The sequence below is a fragment of the Massilia sp. CT11-108 genome (assembly GCF_047302915.1).
In the GTDB taxonomy this organism is placed as follows: Bacteria; Pseudomonadota; Gammaproteobacteria; order Burkholderiales; family Burkholderiaceae_D; genus Telluria; species Telluria orientalis.
This window is the reverse complement of sequence record NZ_JBKYMO010001824.1, coordinates 1-229: the sequence shown is the minus strand read 5'-3', so window position 1 is coordinate 229 and position 229 is coordinate 1. Positions and strand designations below refer to the sequence as shown.

The window sequence follows — 229 nt, the reverse complement described above, 5'->3', positions numbered from 1 at the left end:
GACCTGGACCCGGAGCTCGTCGACGACGCCGGCTATCCCGTGATGACCGTGCGCGTGCCGTCCGCCGGCGACGCCGCGTGGCGGACCGAGGCCGAGCCATGGCTTGCAGCTCAGGGCCATTCGGACGTCCGCTTCGGAGATGCGCACTGGCGCGCCCTCGAACTGGCCAGCGCCGTCGTGAGCGAACTCGCCGACGCCGCGGCATTGGCCGCCGTTGGCGACCCGTTGC

General features: G+C 72.9%; 1 pseudogene. It reads left to right on the top strand.

What is annotated here, in order from left to right:
- Positions 1 to 229: pseudogene (locus tag ACEN88_RS36460) on the top strand (hypothetical protein); the annotation flags it as partial.